Source organism: Clostridium sp. MF28 (genome assembly GCF_002969175.1).
GTDB lineage: Bacteria > Bacillota > Clostridia > Clostridiales > Clostridiaceae > Clostridium > Clostridium beijerinckii.
On record NZ_CP014331.1, the window covers coordinates 5,926,675 to 5,942,447 of the forward strand.

The window sequence follows — 15,773 nt, forward strand, 5'->3', positions numbered from 1 at the left end:
GAAAGATTATTATTTTCCTTATAATAAAAATTGGAGGTTTATCATGGAGGATATTTTTAACGATAGATTAGCTAGGTATTCGTTTATGTATAGCTCACGGAATAGCAAGAAAGAGAAAATTAGATTTTTGAAGGCGCTTGTAACAGATATATTACAAGTGCGAAAAGATATTTCCGTAATCGAATATAGTAATCAAAAAAAAGACAGTGCACGAAATGTGTATGTTGGAGATATTGAAAAGGCAGATCAAATCGTTTGTACTTATTATGATACACCTCCAGCCTATTTTGGAGATTATGTATTGTTCAATAGAAAAAAACAAGAAAAACAAACTACAAAAGCCGTTCTTTGTATGTCTCTAATTTGGATTTTCCTAGGTATTCTAGGAACACTTTTATACATGAAATTGGTTTCTACACCATTTGTTTTATTTTCTGTGCAAACAGCATGTCTTGCACTAATATACGGTGGATATTTTATTATTTTATCAAAGTTATCAAAAGGTGAGTGGAATCGAAAGAATTTAATTAGAAATACATCTTCAGTACTTTGCTTGCTACAGATGTTAACAGAGAATCAAAATCAGAAAAAAGTTGCTTATGCATTTATCGATGACGGTTGTTATGGCAGACGAGGATTAGATGTCTTAATGGGTTCTGTAAAAAAGAATGCAAAGGTTTATTGTTTAGATTCTATTGGAGCAGATGCCACTTTAAATGTAATGGGTAAACAATTTAAAGAAGAGCTTGCTGAATCTAAAGAAATTCGATATGTATCACCTAGAGGTCAAATCAATTATTTATTTTGTGCAGATATGAATCAAGATAAAGAGTTTTACTTAGATAAGTCAAAGTTAAATAAGAAAAATTTAAATTATAGCCATTTTACTCAAGTAATAGAATTGTTAGGCATATGAAAGAAAATAAAGAGTCCCAAAAGTCATGATTATTTTTGATTATGCCTTAAATCAAAATATAAAAGGAGATTAAATCATGTTAGGAATTGTAATAGCCACACATGGTACCTTAAGCAACGGTATAAAAGACGCAGCTGAAGTTATTATGGGGAATACAGAAAATATCGCAACTGTAAATTTAAATGCAGGAGATGATATTGAGAAACTTGGTAAGAAGATAAATAACGCCATTTTAGAAGTAAATCAAGGTGATGGTGTTGTGTTATTAGTTGATTTAGTGAGCGCAAGCCCATATAACCAATCAGTTCTTGTTACAAACCAATTAGAGATGGAATTAAAAGATAAAGTTTATATTATTGGTGGAGTTAACTTACCTATGTTATTAGAAACAATCAATCATCAAATTTTAGGGACACAAATTGAAATAGTTGCAAAATCAGCTGCAGAGAAAGCAAAAGAATGTATTAGTTCATGGCATTTTTCTGCTAATGTAGATACTAATGAGGTTGATGAAGATGATGATTTTTGATGGAGGGATAAAATGAAGTGGGGATTTAGATGGTATGGAGCGAAAGACTCTATTCCTTTAAAACATTTCAGGCAAGTTCCAGGAACAGATGGTGTTGTAGGGACCTTATTAAATAAGTTACCTGGAGATGTTTGGGAAATTGATGAAATTAAAGAATTTAAGGCTTCAATTGAAAAAGAGGGATTGGAGTTACTTGGTATTGAAAGTGTTGCAGTTCATGATGCAATTAAAGCAAGAACAAAAGACTGTGATCATTATATTGATAATTATATTCAAACAATTAGAAATTTAGCAGCATGTGATATTCATTTAGTATGTTATAGTTTTAAACCAATCTTTGGATGGGCCAAGACAAATTTGAAATATGAAAACCCAGATGGTAGTTATTCATTGTTGTTTGATCAGTCTGTTGTAGAACATATGGATGCGAGTGAGATGTTTAAGCTTATAAATAGTCAATCTAATGGGTTTAAATTACCTGGATGGGAAGAAGAACGTCTGAAAAAGTTTAATGATTTGATGGAAATGTATGAAAATATTAAAGAAGAAGATTTATTTGACAATCTTGCATACTTTCTAAAAAAAGTTATTCCTGTTTGTGAGGAAGTTGATGTGAAAATGGGGATTCATCCGGATGATCCACCATGGGAAATTTTTAATCTTCCAAGGGTAACAAAAAATTTAGAGGATTATAAAAGAATAATAAATATTATTGATTCTCCTTATAATGGTGTAACACTTTGCACAGGATCTTTAGGAGCAAATCCAGAAACAGATTTAGTCAAAGTCATACATGAATTAGGAAATAGAATTCAATTTGTACATTTAAGAAATGTTGAATTTTTGGGAAAACAAAAATTTAGAGAATCTGCTCATTTGAGTATTGATGGATCATTGGATATGTATGCACTTATGAAGGCGCTTATAGATGTTAATTTTGATGGTGTCATCCGTCCAGATCATGGTCGTTCAATTTGGGATGAAATAGCAATGCCAGGATATGGTTTATATGATCGTGCTTTAGGTTTTACTTATTTAAAAGGATTATATGAAGCTATCACAAAATCTCAAAAAGAAAATGGATTGGAGCAATAATAATGAGTGTAAATGTAGATGTATATAAAAAATTAGGAGAAATAAAGTTATTACCACTTTATACTGCAACCGATTTAAAGTATTTAGATGATTTGGAAGAGATTCTTTTAAGAAATGATGTACCTTTTATAGAAGTAACATTTAGAAGTAATCTGGCTTTAGAAGAATTAATAAACTTTCACAATCGGGTAAGTTAATTGTTGGAGCAGGAACTGTGCGTACATTAGAAGAAGCTAAGAAGGCAATTGAAAATGGAGCAAGTTTTATAGTTTCTCCAGCAGTGATTCCAGAGATAATTGAATATTGTATTGAAAACAAAGTTCCAGTTTTTCCTGGAACAGCAACTCCAACTGATATTCAAAAAGTCGTTAGTTATGGACTTCATGTTGTAAAGTATTTTCCAGCGGATATTTATGGTGGTTTAAAAGCAATTAAAGCATTAAGTGGACCATTCTATGATGTGAAATTCTTGCCGACAGGAGGAATTAATGCAGATAACTTTATAGATTATATTAGTAATGATAATATTTTAGCGGTTGGTGGATCATTTATTATTTCTGAAAAAATGATTAAAGAGGAAGGTAAAGAGAAGACAAGTAACTTGTTAAAATCATTAGTTGATCAAATTAAAGCTTAGTGCAATATTGCACGGCTTTTTTTTATGATGACTATGTAATTGGAGCCCCTTGTCTTTAAGGGGCATGGAGTGAATAAACATGAAAATTAATAATTAAAAGGTTATATATCAGGGACTAGTTATATAATATATTTCTAATTAATTGGTTAATAACTGCCTATAGGATAGATCTTTGACTAGTGGTTCACACTTTCAAACCCACAGCGGATTTTTACCGTCAAGTTGTTGGCATGCTGGGCATACAAGAAGAAAACAGATTATTCTATAAATAAAACAATCTGTTTCAAAGGATAACATTAATTACGGTTTAATGAAATTTTGTTGTCATAGGTTTTAATGATTTACGTCCCATATAGTGCGTCTAACTTTAGATAAAGCCTCTTTTGATTTTTCTTTATTCATAAACATCAAAATTACATAAAGTGAATCTAAGATGCTCAATTAAGATATACGAGAAGATAAGGTTTCTGAATGAAATATAATATTCGTTTGCCTGATGACGAAAACCATTATGTGATGCAGGTTCTTAAGTTTTTCGTTATGAACACTCGTACCAAAATCATTTATATAGGAATTGAGCAATAGTCTTATTTAAAGAAAGGCTCTCCTACTGGTATCCCCCTGCTTCCACCGCCGAGTAGCAGGCCGTTTAAGCAACTATATAATCCGGTGATTGTGACAATAAGCCCAAACCATTGGATGAACGGATTCCAATTGGCACTTAGAATATTAAGGCTAACCAACCCTGTAAGTGTGAGGAAGCAAGTAGCAGCTAAATAGCATATGACAGTAACTTTATCAGCGCTTTTACGGATCACCCATAGAACAGGCAGGATTGAGATACCGCCCAAGATGAAAGGAAGCGCTGTCATCTGTGTACAGATCTGCCAACCCATAATATTTGAAAAACCAATAGTTATATTGGTTAAACCACCAACTCCGCCGAATAGGGTGGCGAAGATTAGGAAAACATTGCCGTTGGTAGAATCACCTTTACAAAAGAAAAGGATTGCGCCAATCAGATAAGGTATAAAACAAGCTATTTGCACCACACCGACTGCCATTATCGTGGGGCCGGTGAAAATACCGGCGTAGATTCCCCAAAACTCCATGGTAAGCATTGTGAAAATAAAGGTTAATGAAGGTCCGGGATTACCCAACTGATTCTTTTTTTCTTCAATCTTGATTTCTTTGATTTGACTATCCTGAGTGTTCAATTCTTGCATATTCAGTCCTCTTTTCTTAGTAATATTTCACTGTTTAACATTGCAATTTAAGTGGAAGGCTATGCTCAGCACCGAACGCATCCGCAATGAAAACATGATTTTTGTAATTAAGTGATTACACGGATTACTATGCGTCTAAAGTGCATTTTACCATTTTGTCGGATGAGTATAAACATCCGACAAAACGGTAAAAATAACGATTTTGCTCAATTAACACAAATTAAATCCAAATACTTCATCAAGCCAGTCCATCTCTAACTGGTTCTTGAGCAGCAGATTGTTTTCCGTGCAATGCTGTTCTCCACCTTCATGAGCTGTGGTTAGATTAAATCTGTTCTTAGGGTTCTTCAGCATGGCAAAGTGATGTCGTTCTGCCTCAAGCTCTTCAGGTCCAAATTCCCCCTCACCAATCATGTTCAGCACAGGGCAAGTGATTTTATCTTCCAGACCCAATAAGGAACCTTTGCCAAGGTAATCCATCCACTCAGCAATAGTAGTATTTTTATGTCCACACCTTGCGCGGAAATCACCTTCCAAGACGAATTTCGCCGTCGTGTTGGCCGGATCTATCTGTGATTCCATGTCGCGAGGGTAAGGCTTGGTCGAATCGAATCCCAATATTTGCAGTATTTCAGGCTGCATTGACCAAATAATAGGACTTGCGATACAAGCGGCGATTCGCTTCTCGAAACAAGCTGCTCTCATCACGTAGTACCCACCAAAGCTATGTCCAATTAGAGCAATACGATCAGGGTCAACTTCTGGACGAGTTAACGCATAGTCGACAACATAGCCTATCGGTACTTCTGCATCCAGACGTAAGAAGAGATCAGGGTTTTCCCATATCGCTGCTTTCTGGCCAGGAACCTCAAAGATCAGTAGATTGTAGCCTCGACGAACCGCTCCACCGCACTGGAAGTAAATCTCTTCCAAATAGTTTTCACCGCCGCCCATACCTAACAATGTAGGTCGCTTCTCACCGGGGGCACCTGCTGCGATGAAATAGCCTTTCATCACCCTGCCGTTCTCGTAGGGAATATCCACTGGTTCCATGATTGGATCGGATAGCTTTCCGACTTCTTTCCACAAGGCACGTGTTCGCATACATGATTCTTTGGTAAGAGGATCAGTATCGCTTGTATACATACCCACGCAACCCCAATATACGGCCGCACGCATGAATGCTTCACGTGCACTCACTTTGTGTCCCTTCTTGAGGCATTCCCAACCTTTGGCCTCAATTCTCTCGGCCAAAGGCTGCCACGCTGGCGCGTAGGTTGAGAAATCACCGTCCACGATATGGGAGGCAGTTTCGAAGCACTCACCGGCGGAAACACCACCATATGCTTCTTTAGCTAAAGTACGTGTGAAATGAAAATCCATATGCGACACGAACTTGTTGGCCATGCCTACGGAGTGACGGAAAATCGCCTCGTTTTCTGCCACTGCTTGGCCTGCGAGTTTTTCTTCAGTTTGATTTTTTTCTTTGTTAGTCATGTCTTTTCTCCTTTTAATTCAATTTTTACAAAATCATCTTTTTCCTTATTTTCTTCATAATATATGTTGCATCATTAACATCACCTGCTTTACTCATGATTATGTCAGTTGAATATAAGATACGTTAGTATCTTATGCGATTATTGTATAATGAATTTGGGCAAAATGCAATAGATAATTATAAAAATTTAGAAAGAGGGAAATGAAGGTGGAGGAGCAAAAGAGCAACCAGCTTTCTAAGAATGCTCAGTCTATTGGCAATGAGAGCCATCAAGCAGGAACATGTTGCTTGAGAATGCTATCCTTCAGGCCGCCTGGAATGAGCTTTCTGAGGTCGTCTATGCGCATGAGGCAAAAACTAATAAAACGGCGATGTATCGACGCTGCCCAACAAATCCGAACTTGTCATTACCGAGTTAAGCAAATACGGACCTAAATTTACCGATAAAATTCCAATTTTATGTACGCTACTGTTATTGGATTGATGGGTTTTGGTATTTTAAGCAGCTGGGTATTTGGTAGAGAGTATCAAGATTAACTTTTAAAGATCTTTTATCATTGCCAATTTCTCGTACAAGATTAGTATGGGCAAAATTTTTTGCTTTAGGATTATGTTTTTTAGGTATAACGGTATTAGCAATTGGTGAGATATTTGCTATAGATTATTGCTTAGATTTGAAAAATTTTGATGTGCTATTGACTGGAACTCTTCTAAAAATGGTAGGGATAGTAACAATCTATAATTATAGTCTTAGTTTTCTATTCCTACTTATCGCCAGCATGACAAGAGGAACATTAGCTCCAGTTAGTACTTCATTTGCAGCTATAATTATAGCTGCCATTTTGGGATCATAGCCGTTAGGCCGTTATATCCTGTGGACAATTTTAGAAATATATTTAAGTAATCCTCAGCTTATTAATTCAATCAGTAAATTGACGATTTTTGCTATTTTATTTATTGGTGTTTATGGTAATATATTATGGTGGAATTATGTAGACCTAAAATAGGAGGTTGTATCATGAATGAAAATGTTAGTCGACGCCGAGGCGTTATACTTGAAAATGCGATTTTAGATCAGGCTTGGTTATTGCTTAATCAAATTGGATATAGCAAATTGACTATGGATGATGTAGCTCATGCCGCAAAAACCAGCAAAAATGCTATTTATCGTCGATGGCCACAAAAATGTCACCTTATTCTTGCTGCTGTAAATCGAAAAGCACCAGCATTAGAAGGAAAAATCAGTGATCATGGTTCATTAAAAGAAGATTTAATTGCTCTATTTAAGGTTTTAGATCCAATTTTTAGAATTATAAAACCTGATGATCTACGCGATGTGATTTCAGATATGCTTTCGCATGCGACATATTACGATTTATTTAGTTTTGTTAATCACGAAAATGATATCAGTAAATCAATTGAGACTATTATAACGAGGGCTAATCAGCGCAAGGAAATTTCACTTTCAATTGATACTATTTCGGAAAAGGCTCTAAATTTACCGACTCTACTAATTATTAATGAAATTGTATTGCATGGAAGGCTAAATGAAGCTAGTAGTAAGGATATTATTAATAATATTTTGCTTCCCATATATAAAGTACATAAATAGTTCAATCAGTAAGAATAACAGGGAATTATAATTAAGATTCCCTCTTTACTTCTTATTAGAAGTTGAATTCATAGAATAAATACGATTATATCAGAAAGCCTGTCATAATTTTAAGGAAATTTCATACTGGAACTAGCTTGGAATATAGCGTCAAGGAAGGAAAAATCTTTAGATTTTTCAAATAAACAGTTCAAGTAAAACAACAGGAATAAAGATATTAAGGGCCATTTTAACTTTTTGAATTGTAATTATTATGAATATATTGAAAATATTAGACGAAAATATTTTGAACAAATTTAGTGAAAGTGTTTTTATGGCAATAGATTGTAGTTACAAAGTGCTCATAATTTTTTCGATTGGAAGCAATGGAGTATTACATTGAAAGCAGGGGAATTATGACTTCAAGGAATAATTATAGCTATGGGAAAAACGTTGGAAATTACAAAAGAAAAATTCAATAGAGCCAGGTTCAATAAAATGGAATCTTAACTAATTACATAAATTTGGTGATAAAAATTTCAAAGTCTAATGAGAATGAGAGTTCTTATCGATAATTAATTTGTTAAAGGAGTAAGTAATTTATGAAGAAATATGTTTTGTTAATTGTATTACCAGTGCTTATAGGAACATCTTTTTTTACAGGATGCGCCGCAAATAATAATAGAAATGAAAATGCTGTTCAAGCAGAAGAGGTTAATGAGCAAAAATCCATATATATCATGGCAGGAAAACTTGAAACAGATAATCAAGTTAATGTATCTTCAAAAATTTCTGCAAGAGTTTCAGATATATCAGTTAATGTAGGGTCAGTTGTAAATCAAGGTGATACTGTCATTAAATTAGATACTCAGGACTTGCAGGCTCAGGTAGATCAAGCACAAGCAGCAGTAAATACTGCAAATGCAAATTTAACTAATGCTATGAACAGTACACGTCCTGAACAAATAGAGCAAGCACAAGCAGCTCTGGATAGTGCTAAAGCAACTTATGATGCCTCTAAAAAGGATTATGATCGTACAAAAGCTTTAGTTGAGGCTGGTGCAGCTACAGAGGTGCAGCTTGAAACTGCACAGCAGCAACTTACTTCTGCTGAGTCAGGGCAAAAATCAGCAGAGGAACAATTAGAAATGCTTAAAAATGGTGCTACAGAAACGAATATAGATGTTTACAAGGCTGAAGTAAAGCAAACTGAAGAAGCATTAAAAACAGCACAAATAGCATTAAATAATGGAGCTATCACAGCGCCTATTTCAGGGAAAGTTACTGTTAAAAATATAAATAAAGGTGAAATGGCATCACCTGGCAGCACTCTTATTTCAATATCTAATCCTGATACTTTATGTGTGAATGCATATGTGCCTTTGAGTATTGCAAAAAATCTAGAAGAAGGACAAGCTGTAAATGTTAAAGTGTCGGAGATAGAAGATTCAGAATTTGAAGGAACTATATCAGTAATAAATTCAGAATTAAATTCTAAGAGTAATAATGTTTTAGTAAAAATAACTTTAATAGATTCAAGCGCACAATTGAAACCTGGCATGTTTGCCAAAGTTGGCGTAAGAAGTTAGGAAGGGATGATAAAAATGCAAGGAAAGCGTAAAATAATAATTTTTTGTATAGCTATAGCTATGTTAATAACTTTTGGCGGAGTTGGGTTTTATTATTGGTATGAAAATGAGTATTTTGTTTCAACTGAAGATGCACAGGTAGCTGGAGATTTTATAGATATAACTCCAAAAATTTCAGGAAGTCTTCTTGAATTTAGTGTAGAAGAAGGAGAAACTTTAGTTAAAGATCAAATTGTAGGACACATAGATGAAGAGGGAATAGCAGATGAAAATGTTAATTCTTCATTACTTAGAGCGCCAATTAATGGGATAATTATTAAAAAGGAAGCTGAGGAGGGGCAATATGTTCAGGCTGGATCTACGCTTGCGGTAATGGTTGACCAAGAAAAACTTTATATAACTGCCAATCTATTGGATTTTTAACTTCAAGTATCGGAATGTCTTGCGTTCTTTATGTACTTGGGAAAAGTGATTTGGACTGGAACGATATAAAAAATATCGTGCTTATGATTGTTGGTTGTTACAGTCTTGTAATATTTGTTGTGAATGAATTACTTATTGAAGAACCTATGCTTGATTTAAAACTATTGAAGAATTACACCTTTTGCATGAGTAATATTATCATGAATATTGCAATGTTAGCTCTTTATGGTGGTGTGTTTCTGATGCCAATATTCCTTCAACAAATAAGGGGACTTGATTCAATGAACACAGGTTTGATTTTATTTCCAGAAGCAATAGCTACAGCCATATCTATGGTCTTATACGGGAAAATTGGTAATAAATTTGACGTTAGGTTATTTGCTGTATTTGCATTGATTTTTATAGGCATTAACAGTTATAGTATGTCAAAAATTACTTTGGATACACCTAATATGACGATGTCAAACGCATCTGCTTTAACTAATACAGTAAAACAGGTAGGGACTTCCATAGGAGTTACAATTATCACAAGCGTTATGCAGCATAGAAATGTGATTGATTACTCTAACTTAGCATCTCAAGTGACATCTTTTAATAAAAATAGCATGAAATTATATGAAATGCTTCAAGGGGTGTTTATTAAAAGCGGGATGTCAGCAGGTAATGCTCAAGGAATTGCCTTAAACAAAATGTTTGGAGAAGTTGCACTTAAGGCACAGCTCCAAGCTCTTAATGATACCATGCTTGTTATTTCAATAATTACTGCTATTGTAATTATTCCAACACTTTTATTAAAACAAGGTAAACAAGAAGAAATAAAGGTAATAGAGGCAGAAGGATAGAAACCTAAAAATAATATTTAAATTAGAAGTAAAGTGAGAAATATATTATAAGAAGTGAAGATTTTTTAGAAAGGAGCTATTGCAGCAGCAACTGAAAATTGCTACTGCAAAGCTCCTTTTATATGTTCTTTGTGAAACAGTTGTTTCGCAAAGAACATTATTGATGGTTCTCTAGATAGATTTTCCTGCTTCATAAGCTTTTAATAAAAGTTCTTTATTATTAGCTGCTACACTGGAGTCTTGGCCACCTGTTTGCAAAATAGTATCAACTACATTTAAGCCAAACATTTTAAGCATAGCTTCATTTCCTCTAAAGATTGTTTGAAGAGCTTGTCCATTTGGATTTCCTTGAGAATATACCATTATCAGGTCTTTAGTACCATATCTAGGCTTGAAATTTTCATCAAACAAGCCACAGAGTCTATCCCATAACAGCTTCATTTGAGCTGTAATCTGCATAACATATACGGGAGATCCAAAAATCACAGTATCGGCATCAATAATATGTTTAAACATGTCCTGAAAATCATCTTGCATAACGCATTGTCCGGTTTTACGACAGACAAAGCAACCTTGGCAGGGCTTGATGTTCATATCATACAGATTATAAACAGTTGTTTCTGCACCAGCATCTTGTGCCCCTCGAATAACTTCATTAATAAGGGTAGCAGTATTGCCATTTTTTCTTGGGCTTCCCATAAAAGCGACTATCTTTTTCATAATTTCATTATCTCCAATCTTTAATTAGTATTGTATTTATATTATCAGATTATTTATAATAGTAATAGATATGTAATTATACTAGTACTAATACTGCTATGATAAAGAAAGGTAAGAAGTTATGTACAATGAAAAGCAACGATATAAGGAATTGGGGGATTTTTTAAAATCGCGTAGGGCGAAAATTTTGCCATCGCAGGTTGGGATGCCTGAAGGAATACGCCGACGAACTCCAGGACTTAGAAGAGAAGAGGTGGCCTTGCTCTCTGGAATTGGTTTAACCTGGTATACGTGGATTGAGCAAGGACGTCCTATACAAATATCTATAAAAGCACTTGAAAGTTTAGCTAAAGCCCTGATGCTTGATAAGGAGGAAACAAAACATCTTTATATTCTTGCACAGCATACGCCACCGACTGATTTTCAAATTTACGGTGATAATATCAATCCTATGTTTCAACATGTGCTTGACAGCTTAGAATTTTCCCCGGCAACCATTCAGGATGCTCGCTTTAATGTTATTTCGTGGAATAGAGCTTCTGCAAAAATTATTCTTGATTACGATCAGATGAATGTTTCTAAACGTAACATGCTACGAATTATGTTTACAAATGAAGAATATAAAAAGAAATTCACTGACTGGGAAGTTTCAGCTAAAAAGATGATTGCAAGCTTTCGCACAATGTATGGAGAGTTTGTCGGGGATCCATGGATTGAGAATCTTATAACTGAGCTCAGGAACGAAAGTAAAGAATTTGATTCTTGGTGGTCAATGTACGACATTAAGAAAGATGAGGGAATGCTTAAGAATATTAATCATCCAATTTTAGGAGAACTAGAGTTTGAGCATACTATTTATATGCTTGTATCAGATTCTGACTTAAAAATGTCTATACTCACTGCTGTTCCTGGGTCAGATACAGAGAAAAAGATAAAGCAATTTCTGTTAAAGTGAGAAAAATAATATAACCATAATCGGCTACGGTGGTTATGATTATACTTCTTTTGAAATACCAAAACTCAATGATATTATTTTTTGCCACAAACTGAAAAGATAATATCGTTGAGTTTTATAATATAGTCAAACTTATACATATTTAATCATATCATTAGTGGGTTATTTGTTCTCTCTCTAGTAGTTGCCACAACTGCTCAGCAATATATTCTGCAGGATAAGGCATTGAGTTTACAATCCACCACTCCATTACACTAACAGCAGCTGAAGCAACATATTGAACCAGCATTTCCTTTCACCCTTTAAGATGGAGGAGGAAATAATAAATAAGAGCCCAGAAGATATTGATGAAAGACTTAATAAAATAATATCTGATATTACCAATAGACGAAATTCTCTTGTAACAAAAGGAGCAGCATCCAATATTTTATCTAAATGCGGCCGTGGACTGGCTGATAAACTTAGCAATGATTTTGCCGCAAAGAGATTTATGGTCAATGATAATTGTACTAGCTGTAAGATATGCGAAAAAGTTTGTCCTGTAAATAATATTAAGGTTGAGAATAAACCTAAGTTTTCTAATGAATGCGAAACATGCCTAGCCTGCATACATCATTGCCCACAAAATGCAATACATATGAAATCAGAGAAAAGCAAAGCTAGATTTATAAATCAAAATGTTAAGCTCAAAAAGAGCAATAAATTGAAACCTAAACATAGATAAGTACTACAATAGTATATATTTATGTTTAGGTTTATTTTATTATAGGAGCTATTGCATTCAGCCATCATTAGCTATGTGTTCATAATAACAAGCTATAGCTAATTCCACTATAGTACTTACAGAGGTATTTAAGTTAGGAGGTATGAATAAACAACGCATTCTAATATTCTGTACCATATTTATTCTTCAGAATATTACCATAGGAGAAGATGTATTCTAGTATGGTTTAGAATATATCTTCTAAACTTTATTACAATATATATTCTAAAGAATATGCGCCTAAAATGCGGGGGGAGAGTGATTTTAGATAAGAATATGAGATTAGTAAGCTAATATAATTTTGATGAAATAGAAGTGATATATAGAATAAGGCGGTGAGGAGAAAAAGGCTTAATAAAACAGGGATATATGGTCACTTAGAAGAATAAATAAAAAAATATGAATATTGAGTATTGCGTTTTATAATCTATAATGTTATACTTCATTTAAGGTACTGGAGTACCTTAAATGAAGTATAACTTGGAGGTGTTTACGTTTTGTCAATAATACAAACGAAGAAGTTAACAAAGAGTTACGGATCAAAAAATAGTGTTTATGATATTAATCTGACAGCTAATGAAGGTGAAATATATGGTTTTCTAGGATTAAACGGTGCAGGAAAAACAACTACAATGCGGATGTTGCTTAAAATGATTAATCCTACATCTGGTGAAATTTATTACTCTGGACAATCAATTTCAAAGTTGCCTTCTGAATTTTGGAATCAGGTGGGTTACCTAATTGAAACACCACATGCTTATCCAAACTTTACTGTAGAAGAAAATCTTATATTATATGCAAGGCAAAGACTAATACCAGATTCAGAAATTAAGAAACGAATTTATGACATTTCACAGCAGCTATTGCTAGATAATTACCTACAGGTTAAGGTAAAAGATCTTTCCTTAGGAAACAATCAAAAAATTGGATTAGCTAAGGCGCTTATTCATAAACCAAAAATTCTTTTGTTAGACGAACCAACAAATGGATTGGATCCAGAGGGGCTTGTAGTCGTTCGTAATCTTCTATTAGAAATGGCTAAAGATGGGACAACTATTTTCATTTCAAGCCATCTATTAGATGAGATGGAAAAGCTGGTAAGTCGAATTGGGATATTAGCACATGGATGTCTGCTACGAGAATTAAATTTTTCGGAATTTGAAACCTGCAGAGAATCTAAGCTTTACATAAAAACGGATGGCTCTGTCAAGAATCTTGAGCATTACCTTGCTACAAAAAACTTGCAATGCACATCAGTAAGTGAACAGGAAATACTTGTTTCGGATATATCCATTAACCAATATTCTGCTTTATTACAGCAGTTAGGAAATCAGAAATTGAATCCAATGATTTTTCAACCTGTAAATGAAAGCTTAGAAGAATTCTTTATTAGAACAATTAAGGAGGGCAAATCATTATGAAACAGATATGGTCAATGACTAAAATTGAGTTTTATAAAATAATACGAGGTCATATACCAATTTACATTTTAGCCTTTTATAGCTTTTTGTTACTTATCCATATGCAGGATAAAACGTGGGAAGAATTTTTGAAAAATACTTTTTTTATGTATTCTACTGTTATTGGATTAATGGGATTTGGTATTTTAAGCAGCTGGGTATTTGGTAGAGAGTATCAGGATCAAACTTTTAAAGATCTTTTATCATTGCCAATTTCTCGTACAAGTTTAGTATGTGCAAAGTTTTTTGCCTTAGGATTAAGTTTTTTAGGCATAACAGTATTAGCAATTGGTGGGACATTTGCCATGGGTTTGTGCTTGGATTTTACAAATTTTGATGTGCTATTGACTGGAACTCTTCTAAAAAGGTTAGGGATAGTAACACTCTATAATTGTAGTCTTAGTTTTCTATTCCCACTTATCGCTAGCATCACGCGAGGAATATTAGCTCCCGTTAGTACTTCCTTTGTAGCTATAATTATAGCTGCCATTTTTGGATCGCAGCCCATGGGTCGTTATATCCCGTGGACAATTTCAGGAATATATTTAAATAATCCTCAGCTTATTAATTGGATCAGTAAATTGACGATTTTGGCTATTTTATTTATTGGTGTTTATGGTACTATATTATGGTGGAATTATGTAGACCAAAAATAGGAGGTTATATCATGAATGAAAAAGTTAGTCGACGCCGAGGAGTTATACTTGAAAATGCGATTTTAGATCAGGCTTGGTTATTGCTTAATCAAATAGGATATAGCAAATTGACTATGGACGATGTAGCTCAAGCTGCAAAGACCAATAAAAATGCTATTTATCGTCGATGGCCACAAAAATGTCATCTTATTCTTGCTGCTGTAGAGCGAAAAGCACCACCAATAGTAGTAGAAATCAGTGATCATGGTTCATTAAAAGAAGATTTAAGGGCTCTATTTAAGGTTTTAGATCCAATCTTTGAAATTATCAGACCTGAGGATCTACGAGAGGTGATTTCAGATAAGCTTTCCGATACTACATCTTACGATCTATTTAGTGTTGTTAATCACGAAAATCATATCCGTAAATTAATGGAAGTTATTATAACAAGGGCTAATCAGCGCAATGAAATTTCACTTTCAATAGATACTATTTCTGAAAAGGCTCTAAATTTACCTACTTTGCTAATTATCAATGAAATTGTATTGTATGGAAGGCCTAATGAGACGAGTAGCGAGGATATTATTAATAATATTTTGCTTCCAATATATAAAGCGAGTAAATAATCTAATTGGTAAGAATAACATGGGACTTATAATTAAGATTCCCTTATTATTTCTTAATAAAGAAAAGAGCTGGATTCATAGCATAAAGACAATTAGATTAGATTTAAAAGGTTCAAATGTTGATTAAAAAATAGAACTTGGACCTTTTATTAACTAGCTCAATATCTTATTTAGGAAATAATTTATGTAGGCTAAAAAATGAGCTATCGCTAATGGAGTTTAATCCGCTAATGCGACAGCTCTTATAATGTCTATTTTGATTTTTTAG

18 protein-coding genes and 1 pseudogene are annotated in these 15,773 nt (G+C 33.8%); 15 read left to right on the top strand and 4 right to left on the bottom strand.

The features are described from left to right. Window positions 1-43 precede the first annotated feature (43 nt). From AXY43_RS26155 to AXY43_RS26170, 5 genes are all read left to right on the top strand, one after another. Window positions 44-916: a hypothetical protein gene (locus tag AXY43_RS26155; RefSeq protein WP_105412409.1), complete on the top strand. Its 873-nt coding sequence runs from the start codon at window positions 44-46 to the stop codon at window positions 914-916. Window positions 917-992: 76 nt separating this feature from the next. After that, window positions 993-1,445 carry a PTS sugar transporter subunit IIA gene (locus AXY43_RS26160; RefSeq protein ID WP_105412410.1) on the top strand — a complete coding sequence of 151 codons (453 nt, stop codon included), beginning with the start codon at window positions 993-995 and terminating at the stop codon, window positions 1,443-1,445. A gap of 12 nt (window positions 1,446-1,457) precedes the next feature. Next, window positions 1,458-2,540 (top strand): mannonate dehydratase, encoded by a 1,083-nt coding sequence (uxuA, locus tag AXY43_RS26165; protein ID WP_039770826.1) that lies wholly within the window; start codon window positions 1,458-1,460, stop codon window positions 2,538-2,540. A gap of 2 nt (window positions 2,541-2,542) precedes the next feature. Then, entirely contained in the window at window positions 2,543-2,737 is a 195-nt protein-coding gene (locus AXY43_RS28265) for a hypothetical protein (RefSeq protein ID WP_243099117.1), read from the top strand. A 17-nt stretch (window positions 2,738-2,754) separates the two neighbouring features. Continuing rightward, window positions 2,755-3,177 (top strand): bifunctional 4-hydroxy-2-oxoglutarate aldolase/2-dehydro-3-deoxy-phosphogluconate aldolase, encoded by a 423-nt coding sequence (locus tag AXY43_RS26170; RefSeq protein WP_243099118.1) that lies wholly within the window; start codon window positions 2,755-2,757, stop codon window positions 3,175-3,177. 587 nt (window positions 3,178-3,764) lie between these two features. Here the strand turns inward: AXY43_RS26170 and AXY43_RS26180 are convergent. Together AXY43_RS26180 and AXY43_RS26185 are read right to left on the bottom strand one after the other, a co-directional pair. Next, on the bottom strand, window positions 3,765-4,403 hold the full coding sequence (locus AXY43_RS26180; RefSeq protein ID WP_087702796.1) for a hypothetical protein: 639 nt from the start codon (window positions 4,401-4,403) through the stop codon (window positions 3,765-3,767). Window positions 4,404-4,613: 210 nt separating this feature from the next. Beyond that, entirely contained in the window at window positions 4,614-5,900 is a 1,287-nt protein-coding gene (locus AXY43_RS26185) for a dienelactone hydrolase family protein (protein ID WP_039770821.1), read from the bottom strand. Between the two features lie 558 nt (window positions 5,901-6,458). On the opposite strand from AXY43_RS26185, the gene AXY43_RS28270 reads away from it, so the two are divergent. The 5 genes and pseudogenes from AXY43_RS28270 to AXY43_RS26210 form a co-directional block, all read left to right on the top strand. Next, complete coding sequence (locus tag AXY43_RS28270) at window positions 6,459-6,755, top strand: hypothetical protein (protein ID WP_242986281.1); 297 nt, start codon at window positions 6,459-6,461, stop codon at window positions 6,753-6,755. Window positions 6,756-6,919: 164 nt separating this feature from the next. Then, window positions 6,920-7,513 (top strand): TetR/AcrR family transcriptional regulator, encoded by a 594-nt coding sequence (locus AXY43_RS26195; protein WP_077831285.1) that lies wholly within the window; start codon window positions 6,920-6,922, stop codon window positions 7,511-7,513. Between the two features lie 581 nt (window positions 7,514-8,094). After that, window positions 8,095-9,081, top strand: coding sequence for an HlyD family secretion protein (locus AXY43_RS26200; protein WP_105412411.1), 987 nt, complete (start codon window positions 8,095-8,097; stop codon window positions 9,079-9,081). 60 nt (window positions 9,082-9,141) lie between these two features. Further along, window positions 9,142-9,504, top strand: coding sequence for an HlyD family efflux transporter periplasmic adaptor subunit (locus AXY43_RS26205; RefSeq protein WP_435867745.1), 363 nt, complete (start codon window positions 9,142-9,144; stop codon window positions 9,502-9,504). After that, a pseudogene (locus AXY43_RS26210) lies at window positions 9,492-10,346 on the top strand (DHA2 family efflux MFS transporter permease subunit); the annotation flags it as partial. The gene AXY43_RS26205 and the pseudogene AXY43_RS26210, both read left to right, overlap by 13 nt. A gap of 171 nt (window positions 10,347-10,517) precedes the next feature. Here AXY43_RS26210 and AXY43_RS26215 read toward each other — a convergent pair. Then, window positions 10,518-11,066 (bottom strand): flavodoxin family protein, encoded by a 549-nt coding sequence (locus AXY43_RS26215; protein ID WP_039770817.1) that lies wholly within the window; start codon window positions 11,064-11,066, stop codon window positions 10,518-10,520. Between the two features lie 121 nt (window positions 11,067-11,187). Between AXY43_RS26215 and AXY43_RS26220 the strand changes: the two genes are divergently transcribed. Further along, window positions 11,188-12,021, top strand: coding sequence for a helix-turn-helix transcriptional regulator (locus AXY43_RS26220; protein WP_105412412.1), 834 nt, complete (start codon window positions 11,188-11,190; stop codon window positions 12,019-12,021). Window positions 12,022-12,175: 154 nt separating this feature from the next. Here the strand turns inward: AXY43_RS26220 and AXY43_RS26225 are convergent, their stop codons facing one another. Beyond that, on the bottom strand, window positions 12,176-12,310 hold the full coding sequence (locus tag AXY43_RS26225; protein WP_242976432.1) for a TetR-like C-terminal domain-containing protein: 135 nt from the start codon (window positions 12,308-12,310) through the stop codon (window positions 12,176-12,178). An 18-nt stretch (window positions 12,311-12,328) separates the two neighbouring features. Here AXY43_RS26225 and AXY43_RS26230 point away from each other — a divergent pair, with 18 nt between their 5' ends. The 4 genes from AXY43_RS26230 to AXY43_RS26245 all read left to right on the top strand — a co-directional run bounded on the left by AXY43_RS26230 (window position 12,329) and on the right by AXY43_RS26245 (window position 15,505). Further along, a complete protein-coding gene (locus AXY43_RS26230; protein ID WP_242986275.1) occupies window positions 12,329-12,745 on the top strand; it encodes an EFR1 family ferrodoxin in 417 nt (138 codons plus the stop codon). A gap of 536 nt (window positions 12,746-13,281) precedes the next feature. Next, window positions 13,282-14,205 (top strand): ABC transporter ATP-binding protein, encoded by a 924-nt coding sequence (locus AXY43_RS26235; RefSeq protein WP_039770814.1) that lies wholly within the window; start codon window positions 13,282-13,284, stop codon window positions 14,203-14,205. Continuing rightward, window positions 14,202-14,900, top strand: coding sequence for an ABC transporter permease (locus tag AXY43_RS26240; protein WP_065417429.1), 699 nt, complete (start codon window positions 14,202-14,204; stop codon window positions 14,898-14,900). Before AXY43_RS26235 ends, AXY43_RS26240 begins: the two co-directional genes overlap by 4 nt. Window positions 14,901-14,911: 11 nt before the next feature. Then, entirely contained in the window at window positions 14,912-15,505 is a 594-nt protein-coding gene (locus AXY43_RS26245; RefSeq protein WP_105412413.1) for a TetR/AcrR family transcriptional regulator, read from the top strand. The last annotated feature ends 268 nt before the right edge of the window (window positions 15,506-15,773 follow it).

Excerpts from the sequence above, each read along its gene's own strand:
- uxuA (WP_039770826.1), top strand. The coding sequence starts at position 1,458 with ATGAAGTGGGGATTTAGATGGTATGGAGCGAAAGACTCTATTCCTTTA.
- AXY43_RS26240 (WP_065417429.1), top strand. The coding sequence starts at position 14,202 with ATGAAACAGATATGGTCAATGACTAAAATTGAGTTTTATAAAATAATA.
- AXY43_RS26160 (WP_105412410.1), top strand. The coding sequence starts at position 993 with ATGTTAGGAATTGTAATAGCCACACATGGTACCTTAAGCAACGGTATA.
- AXY43_RS28265 (WP_243099117.1), top strand. The coding sequence starts at position 2,543 with ATGAGTGTAAATGTAGATGTATATAAAAAATTAGGAGAAATAAAGTTA.
- AXY43_RS26245 (WP_105412413.1), top strand. The coding sequence starts at position 14,912 with ATGAATGAAAAAGTTAGTCGACGCCGAGGAGTTATACTTGAAAATGCG.
- AXY43_RS26185 (WP_039770821.1), bottom strand. The coding sequence starts at position 5,900 with ATGACTAACAAAGAAAAAAATCAAACTGAAGAAAAACTCGCAGGCCAA.
- AXY43_RS26180 (WP_087702796.1), bottom strand. The coding sequence starts at position 4,403 with ATGCAAGAATTGAACACTCAGGATAGTCAAATCAAAGAAATCAAGATT.
- AXY43_RS26215 (WP_039770817.1), bottom strand. The coding sequence starts at position 11,066 with ATGAAAAAGATAGTCGCTTTTATGGGAAGCCCAAGAAAAAATGGCAAT.
- AXY43_RS26225 (WP_242976432.1), bottom strand. The coding sequence starts at position 12,310 with ATGCTGGTTCAATATGTTGCTTCAGCTGCTGTTAGTGTAATGGAGTGG.
- AXY43_RS26205 (WP_435867745.1), top strand. The coding sequence starts at position 9,142 with ATGTTAATAACTTTTGGCGGAGTTGGGTTTTATTATTGGTATGAAAAT.
- AXY43_RS26200 (WP_105412411.1), top strand. The coding sequence starts at position 8,095 with ATGAAGAAATATGTTTTGTTAATTGTATTACCAGTGCTTATAGGAACA.
- AXY43_RS26230 (WP_242986275.1), top strand. The coding sequence starts at position 12,329 with ATGGAGGAGGAAATAATAAATAAGAGCCCAGAAGATATTGATGAAAGA.
- AXY43_RS26220 (WP_105412412.1), top strand. The coding sequence starts at position 11,188 with ATGTACAATGAAAAGCAACGATATAAGGAATTGGGGGATTTTTTAAAA.
- AXY43_RS26195 (WP_077831285.1), top strand. The coding sequence starts at position 6,920 with ATGAATGAAAATGTTAGTCGACGCCGAGGCGTTATACTTGAAAATGCG.
- AXY43_RS26155 (WP_105412409.1), top strand. The coding sequence starts at position 44 with ATGGAGGATATTTTTAACGATAGATTAGCTAGGTATTCGTTTATGTAT.